General features: G+C 54.9%; 8 protein-coding genes. 3 read left to right on the forward strand and 5 right to left on the reverse strand.

Translation table 11 applies throughout. From position 1 onward, the window contains the following. Positions 1–722 precede the first annotated feature (722 nt). Genes HV261_RS23105 through HV261_RS23125 form a run of 5 tightly spaced genes read right to left on the reverse strand, consistent with a single transcriptional unit; the run spans position 723 to position 4,426 of the window. On the reverse strand, positions 723–3,056 hold the full coding sequence (locus tag HV261_RS23105; RefSeq protein WP_202039633.1) for a primase-helicase zinc-binding domain-containing protein: 2,334 nt from the start codon (positions 3,054–3,056) through the stop codon (positions 723–725). A 14-nt stretch (positions 3,057–3,070) separates the two neighbouring features. Beyond that, the gene (locus HV261_RS23110) at positions 3,071–3,391 is read right to left on the reverse strand and encodes a DUF5375 domain-containing protein (protein ID WP_032937151.1); all 321 of its coding nucleotides are present in this window, start codon (positions 3,389–3,391) and stop codon (positions 3,071–3,073) included. Continuing rightward, positions 3,388–3,615 (reverse strand): hypothetical protein, encoded by a 228-nt coding sequence (locus HV261_RS23115; RefSeq protein ID WP_001216599.1) that lies wholly within the window; start codon positions 3,613–3,615, stop codon positions 3,388–3,390. Before HV261_RS23115 ends, HV261_RS23110 begins: the two co-directional genes overlap by 4 nt. Next, on the reverse strand, positions 3,612–4,163 hold the full coding sequence (locus HV261_RS23120; RefSeq protein WP_202039634.1) for a host cell division inhibitor Icd-like protein: 552 nt from the start codon (positions 4,161–4,163) through the stop codon (positions 3,612–3,614). Before HV261_RS23120 ends, HV261_RS23115 begins: the two co-directional genes overlap by 4 nt. Then, positions 4,160–4,426: a helix-turn-helix transcriptional regulator gene (locus HV261_RS23125; RefSeq protein WP_000556587.1), complete on the reverse strand. Its 267-nt coding sequence runs from the start codon at positions 4,424–4,426 to the stop codon at positions 4,160–4,162. Before HV261_RS23125 ends, HV261_RS23120 begins: the two co-directional genes overlap by 4 nt. Positions 4,427–4,966: 540 nt before the next feature. Between HV261_RS23125 and sid the strand changes: the two genes are divergently transcribed. From sid to HV261_RS23140, 3 genes are all read left to right on the forward strand, one after another. Next, entirely contained in the window at positions 4,967–5,710 is a 744-nt protein-coding gene (sid, locus tag HV261_RS23130; RefSeq protein ID WP_181899078.1) for a capsid size-determining scaffold Sid, read from the forward strand. Between the two features lie 3 nt (positions 5,711–5,713). Further along, positions 5,714–5,953, forward strand: a complete 240-nt coding sequence (locus HV261_RS23135; protein WP_016809961.1) for an STY4826 family bacteriophage gene regulatory protein — start codon at positions 5,714–5,716, stop codon at positions 5,951–5,953. Between the two features lie 15 nt (positions 5,954–5,968). After that, on the forward strand, positions 5,969–6,273 hold a 305-nt coding region (locus HV261_RS23140), incomplete at its 3' end, for a phage polarity suppression protein (RefSeq protein ID WP_326929170.1).

Here is a 6,273-nt window from a genome sequence, read left to right on the forward strand (position 1 = left end):
GTGTGGGTACAAACATTATCGAACCGGGATATACCCGCAGTTGTACCCGCATCAATAAGTTGATGTAGATTGAATCAGGTTGACTTAGGTTGAGTGAAAAAGCGAGGAAAGCCTTGCGGATACTGGATTTCAGGCACAAAAAAAGACGTCTGTTGACGTCTATTGATGTTCCGATGGTGCGAAGGCCGGACTCAAAATACAATGTAATAACTTGAAAACAAAGAAAATAAACAAGAACACATGCTCATATGCCCCCTTTTGTGCCCCCATGGTTTTTTAAGCCCCTTAAGTTCACAACTGATTGGTATTCAAGAGGAAATTGATATTTTCTCCATCGGTTAGGTTCCGATATACGGATCCTAACCGGGGTAATATTGAACATCAGTAAAATTCTTTTTTTCCATATAAACTGTTCACACTGTTCACCTTTGAATTTTTCTCTTTAATATCATGGCGATAAGTGGTGAATGGTTGGTGAATAGTGAACAATCGACTCTTCACCTTTGTGATTTTTGCTCGTTCTGGAACCGTCCGGTCAGGCGATGCGCGGGGGGATAAAAAGTTTTTTCAGGTTTTACTGTTCACACTGTTCACCTCTGGTTTTTTATTAATAATTTCATGGTGATACAGGGTGAATATACGGTGAAGGGTGAACAGTGGATTGTTCACCCTGTGGCAATGAGCAGAAAGAAAAAGACCGGCTGTTGCCGGTCTGAGTGAGGTTATGTTGCTGCGGGGTCGTCGCACTTCGGCAGCCAGTCGCCGTAGCTTTCCTCTTTCAGCGACAAATTGGTTTGTATCCCCTGCTTTGTGTGCCGCTTCTCATAATTCAGGCCGTACTCTTTCAACATCATGGGCAGCCCCAGCCCGAACATTTTCAGGCTGAGCACGTTCCTGTAGCCGTTAGCCTCCATATAGGCCAGATACGCGTGATAGAGATATTTACGATAATTACGCGGGATGATGCTGGCATTTCCCATAAACATCCCGTTGGTCTGCGGGAGCATTTCCAGATAGCCGCAAAAATCAAATGTCGGGTCAGCATCGCGCTTAATGCTGAGCGCCTCGTCGGAGTTCTGCTGCGACTGGAGCAGTGCGCGCGCGGTCATCGGGTCGCTGAATTTCTGCATAAGCTGGCGCACAATGACGGCCAGCTCGCGCGCAATTTTATCCCTGAGCTGCGGGTCGCGTTCTTCCGGCGCAATCTGCTCCGGAAAGTGAATAATCACCCGGCGACGTGACACCCCGCCGCTGCGGTCGGTGAAGCGCATCGGGTTGTTGTTCACGGCCAGAATCACCGCCGGAATATGCGTTGAGTACGGATTCTGGTATTTCGGGTCAACCGAGACCGCATCGCCGCCGGTGATGGCCTTGAGTCCTGCCCCGTCACCACTCCATTTTTCCTGGTCAGGCAGACGGATAAGCGAGAAGCCAATCAGGGAGGCACGCTTGCGCGGGTCTTCCAGCGTGTCGATGTCGGCCGACGTGGCGTTATCTTCCCCGGCAAGCAATGTCGCGATTTCGGCCAGAATACTTTTACCGCTCCCGCCGGGACCGGTCACTTCGAGAAAGAGCTGCCAGTCGTAACGGTTCGCCAGCACCATAAACAGCGCAGCCAGTATCACGTCGCGTTTTTGGGGACTTTTACCGGCCGCACGGTCGAGCCAGCGCCAGAAGTTCGGCGCGTGAGTCTCCAGCGTTTCCCCGCCCACCGGTGGGGTAAAATCCACGTCGCACAGCGTGCGCAGCCAGTGCGATTTGTGGTGCGGGCTGAATACGCCGCTTTGGGTATCGAGTACCCCGTTGCGAAAACCAATCAGACGACGCGCCGGTGTATCCTGCTGCGGAATAATCAGTTTCAGGGTCTCCACCACCGAGGCAATTTTCCCGGATGAGAACGGGGCGCGTAAGCGCTGGAATAAATCGGCCACATTCCGTGAAAAAGTGGCGGCAGGGATATTTTTCCAGATGCCGTTTTCATAGCGGGACAGGAGCTGGCCATTCGCATCCACCGCCAGCGCTTCGCCGTAATGCTCATGCACCCGCAAAGCCTTGTCGCTGGCGCTCATGGCGGTAAATTCCGCCTCGCTCATGGTATCGAACGGACTTTGCGCCGGTGGCCGGATGGCGTCATAAATGGCTTTGCGCGTGGCTTCCTCGCCGTACTGTATAAACGCATCATTCCAGTCACCGAACACCGGCGGCAGGGCAACAACGCCCTCACAGGCGTCTGCGGCCTCTGCGGCTTTACTCTGGCCGTCGCCGTTCAGGTCACGGTCGGCGGCGAGGACAATCTGACAGGCCGGATATTTCTGACGGGCAAGGCTCGCCAGAGAAAGGAGGTTCACGGAGGACAGCGCCACCATGACGGTTTCCCCGGTCAGGTGATGCACGGTGAGTGCGGTCGCATAACCCTCTGCAATCCACAGACGTTTTCCGGCCTGTTTTTTCCCTTCGATGACATGACATGTCCCTTTGACCTGACCGCCTTTCAGGGTGCGTTTGAGGCCGTCAGCATTGATAAGCTGAAGGTTAACCAGTGTGCCGGTATCCTCATACAGCGGGACAACCACATCCCCGGCGCGGAACGTCACGCCGCCGGTTTTATGCATGACGGTGAGCGTCAGACATTCCAGAGCGGGGAAACCCTTGCGGGTGAGGTAGGCGTTGCCGGTGGCCGGTCGGGTTTTCTCCATGAGCCTGACGGCCAGCGCGGCCGCCGCTTTGCGGTCGGCCACAGTTTCGGCCTCTGCGGCCGCAATCACTTCCGGGGCAACCGGCGACAGACTGCCGGTCACGGCGTTCACCTTCCCGGCGGCCTCAGAGGCTGATACACCGAACACCTTCTCGACCAGTTTCAGTCCGTCACCCGCGCCGCACTGGTTACAGAACCACGTGCCGCGCCCCTCTTTATCGTCAAAGCGAAAGCGGTCAGAGCCACCGCACACCGGGCAGGACTGATGGCGGTTTTTAATCACTTTCACACCCAGCGCAGGGAGAATGCGCGGCCAGTGGCCGCACGCCTGTTTTACCGTTTCTGTTACGTTCATTTTCATGGTTATTTTCTCCCTCAGTGCAGTACCGGCGATGTGATATGACGGGCGCAAAGCTCATCCATCACGGCCAGCCCGAGAAAGGACAGCGACGGGGCAGCTTTCAGTGGTCCGGCTTCCATTAAATCTTCCAGCAGGGCACAGGCAATCTGACGGCCTTTTTCCTCTCCGTGCTGGCGCAGGTAGAAGCCCTCCAGCTCGGCGGCAATGGCGCTTTCCAGCGCGTCGAGGGTGAGGTGCGGGTAGCGGTGCTGGCGTTCGCACAGGGTCAGCCATGCACAGGCCACGGCGCGACGATACAGCGCGGCGCGTAATACGGGCGGTAATGGCTGTTTCATACGTTACCCTCCCCGGTCAGCCACTGCTGATTGCAGCGTTCGACCACGCCGTCGAGCTGGGCGGTCATGAGGTAAATCACGGAGGTGAGCTGTAACTGCTGCGCCGGGTCACGACGAACGGTGGCGCAATCCTGCACCTGCATCAGGTCGCCGACGAGCTGGCCGACATTGCGCATATGCTCCAGACATTCGAGGTCACGGGCGGTAATGGTGGTGTGTCTCATGCGCGAACCTCCGCAACCGGCAGACGGCCAGCAAACGAGAGAACGTAATCGCGAACGAGGGAAAGGCGTGCGGCGTGCTCATCACCGGCAACGGTGCGGAGCATACAAATACGGGGGGTACGGTCTGCGCGACGAACAGCGGCAAACACAAAGACAAACTGCGGGTGTGACGGGGTGAGGGTCGTAGCCATGATGGCAACCTCCTGTGAATAGCGGTTATTGCCACCACCGGAGTTCCTACGCTCATGGGTGGTGACCCGAACGGGGGTAGGAATACCGGCTTCACAGAATACCGGCCAGCCCGAAAGCTGCCCCGCCCGGACCACCATTATCTGACAGGGGCTATGGAATAAGCACCACAGCCCGAAAAATGGGTGTACCTGAGCAACGACGTAAAAAAAGACGCATGGCGCGTCTGTTGTCGCCTGTGAATTACACGGGTTCCTACGCCCGGCTGCCGATTTTGCGGCAGCGGGAAAACTATACCTGGAAACGGCGAAAAGAAGCAAGCCAGAAAAAGAGGCTGTTTGCTGAATGGTCATCATCATGCGTCATAACCCCGGTTGCGTTCGGCGATGCGATCCGCCATCCATGCGGTGATTTCAGACTGCGCCCACGCCACGTTTTTACCACCGAGGGAGATTTGTTTCGGGAAGGCTTCCCGGCTGATGAGGTCGTAAATGGTCGAGCGGGACAGGCCGCACAGATGCATCACTTCGGGCAGACGGATAAAGCGCTCGTGAACGGTATCAGAAACCGGCATCAGCGGCGCGGCAGGGGCAGAAGACGGGGAAGAAAAAGCAGTGTGCATCGGGCTACCTCACAAAGTCCATACAGTGCCGGTCGTGTCCGTCCGGCTTCGGGTAGCTCTCTATTTTGTGAATATTTTCCCTCAGGGCAACAAGTCATTTTGTACTGCTCCACCACACAACAGAGCGTTTTTTATACAGTGGCAAACGTTGGCCGTTTTTTGGCAAACGTTGGCAAACCGGTGGCCCATTGCTGATTACTTTTGTTTATATATTTATTATTTTTAATCACTAAAAAGTCTAAGTGGCTGACTGGCTGAAAAAACTGAAGGGTGAACAGTGGTGAACAGACGGTGAACAGTCAGACCTTCAACTGTTCACCCTTTAACTTACTGTATTACTTATCTTTTTATTTAAGGTGAACAGTGGTGAATAGTTATAAGTAAAAAAACAAACGGTGAGTAAGGTTTTCCTGCGACCTTTCTCTGGCCAGCCTGATTTTAAGGTCTGTTTGTGCCAGCACTCTGACAACGGCAATGAATCGTGTTGTTGTGCAGGAGGCGTCAGAATCATTTCAGGTTGAACACACGGAGAGCCTGAACATGAAACCCGAACTCATTATCAAAGCCATGCAGACCGTTATCAGTAAACAGGATGAAGGCGCGGAACAACGTATTGCCGGTGCGCTGGCCGCACTTAACGAGGCAAAAGACGCACACACGGCCAGCATGGGAAAACTCAGCGACATTGAGGCTTCCATTCAGCGTTGTGAGCAGGAACGACAGACCGCCCTCAGTGAAAGTGCACAGGCCGAACAGGACTGGCGATGCCGCTTTCGAACTCTGCGCGGCAACCTCACTCCTGAACTGAAAGCTGAACACAGTAAACGTATCGCCAGCCGCGAACTGGCTGATGAGTTCACCGGTCTGATTACCGAGCTGGAGAAAGACAAAAGTCTCGCCATGCTTGGCGCATGCTCCTCCGGTAAGGCTTATATCAGCGCCCATGAAAAAGCGTTCACCACTTACGCCAACAGCGAGTGGAAGAAGGCGCTGGCCGGTATCAGCCCCGCACTGTTACGTGCCTTTCTGTTGCGTATACGGTCGCTGGAAATGAGCGGAGAAACCTCGCCGCGTGCGACCGTGACCTGTGAGCTGGGTGATGCCCTGAATCTGCAGTCAGCCCTGTATCATTTCGATATGAAGCAGGAGCCGGTCCTGTCCGTCACGGGCATGAATCGCCCGGTCATAACCGGGGTTGATATGGCGCTGTTAAGAAGCCCGGCCAGACGGATGAAGCTTGCCGCTGAACTGGCCGCAAAAGACCACGAACAGGCAGAGGGCTGAATTATGTTTCACTGTCCGTTCTGCAAAAAGACCGCGCACGTCCGTACCAGCCGGTATCTGTCGGAAAACGTCAAACAGCGTTATCACCAGTGTACCAATATCGAATGTTCGGCCACTTTCCGCACCATCGAGTCGGTTGACGGTGTGATACGTGCCGCACCGGAGAAACCCGACCCGGCCCCGGTGACGCCACCGGCGCCGCGTAAAGTACAGGGCTGCTACAGCTCGCCGTTCCGGCATTAATCAGGAGAGAGACACGTGACCATTTTGACATTGCAGCAGGCCTTTGAGGCCTGTCAGACGAACAAAAATACCTGGCTGAAACGTAAAGCCGAACTTGCAGACCTTGAACGGGAATACCGTGAACAGCTCCTTGCCGGTGACGAACAAATCCCGCGCAGAATGCAGGATTTGCGCGACAATATCGATGTGAAAAAATGGGAAATTAATCAGGCCGCCGGTCGCTATATCCGCTCACATGAGGAGGTGCAGCACATCAGCATCCGCAACCGTCTCCATGACTTTATGCAGCAGCACGGCGCGGAGCTGGCCGCCACGCTGGC

Origin of the sequence: Citrobacter sp. RHBSTW-00671 (assembly GCF_014103415.1) — a bacterium.
Taxonomy (GTDB): Bacteria; Pseudomonadota; Gammaproteobacteria; order Enterobacterales; family Enterobacteriaceae; genus Citrobacter.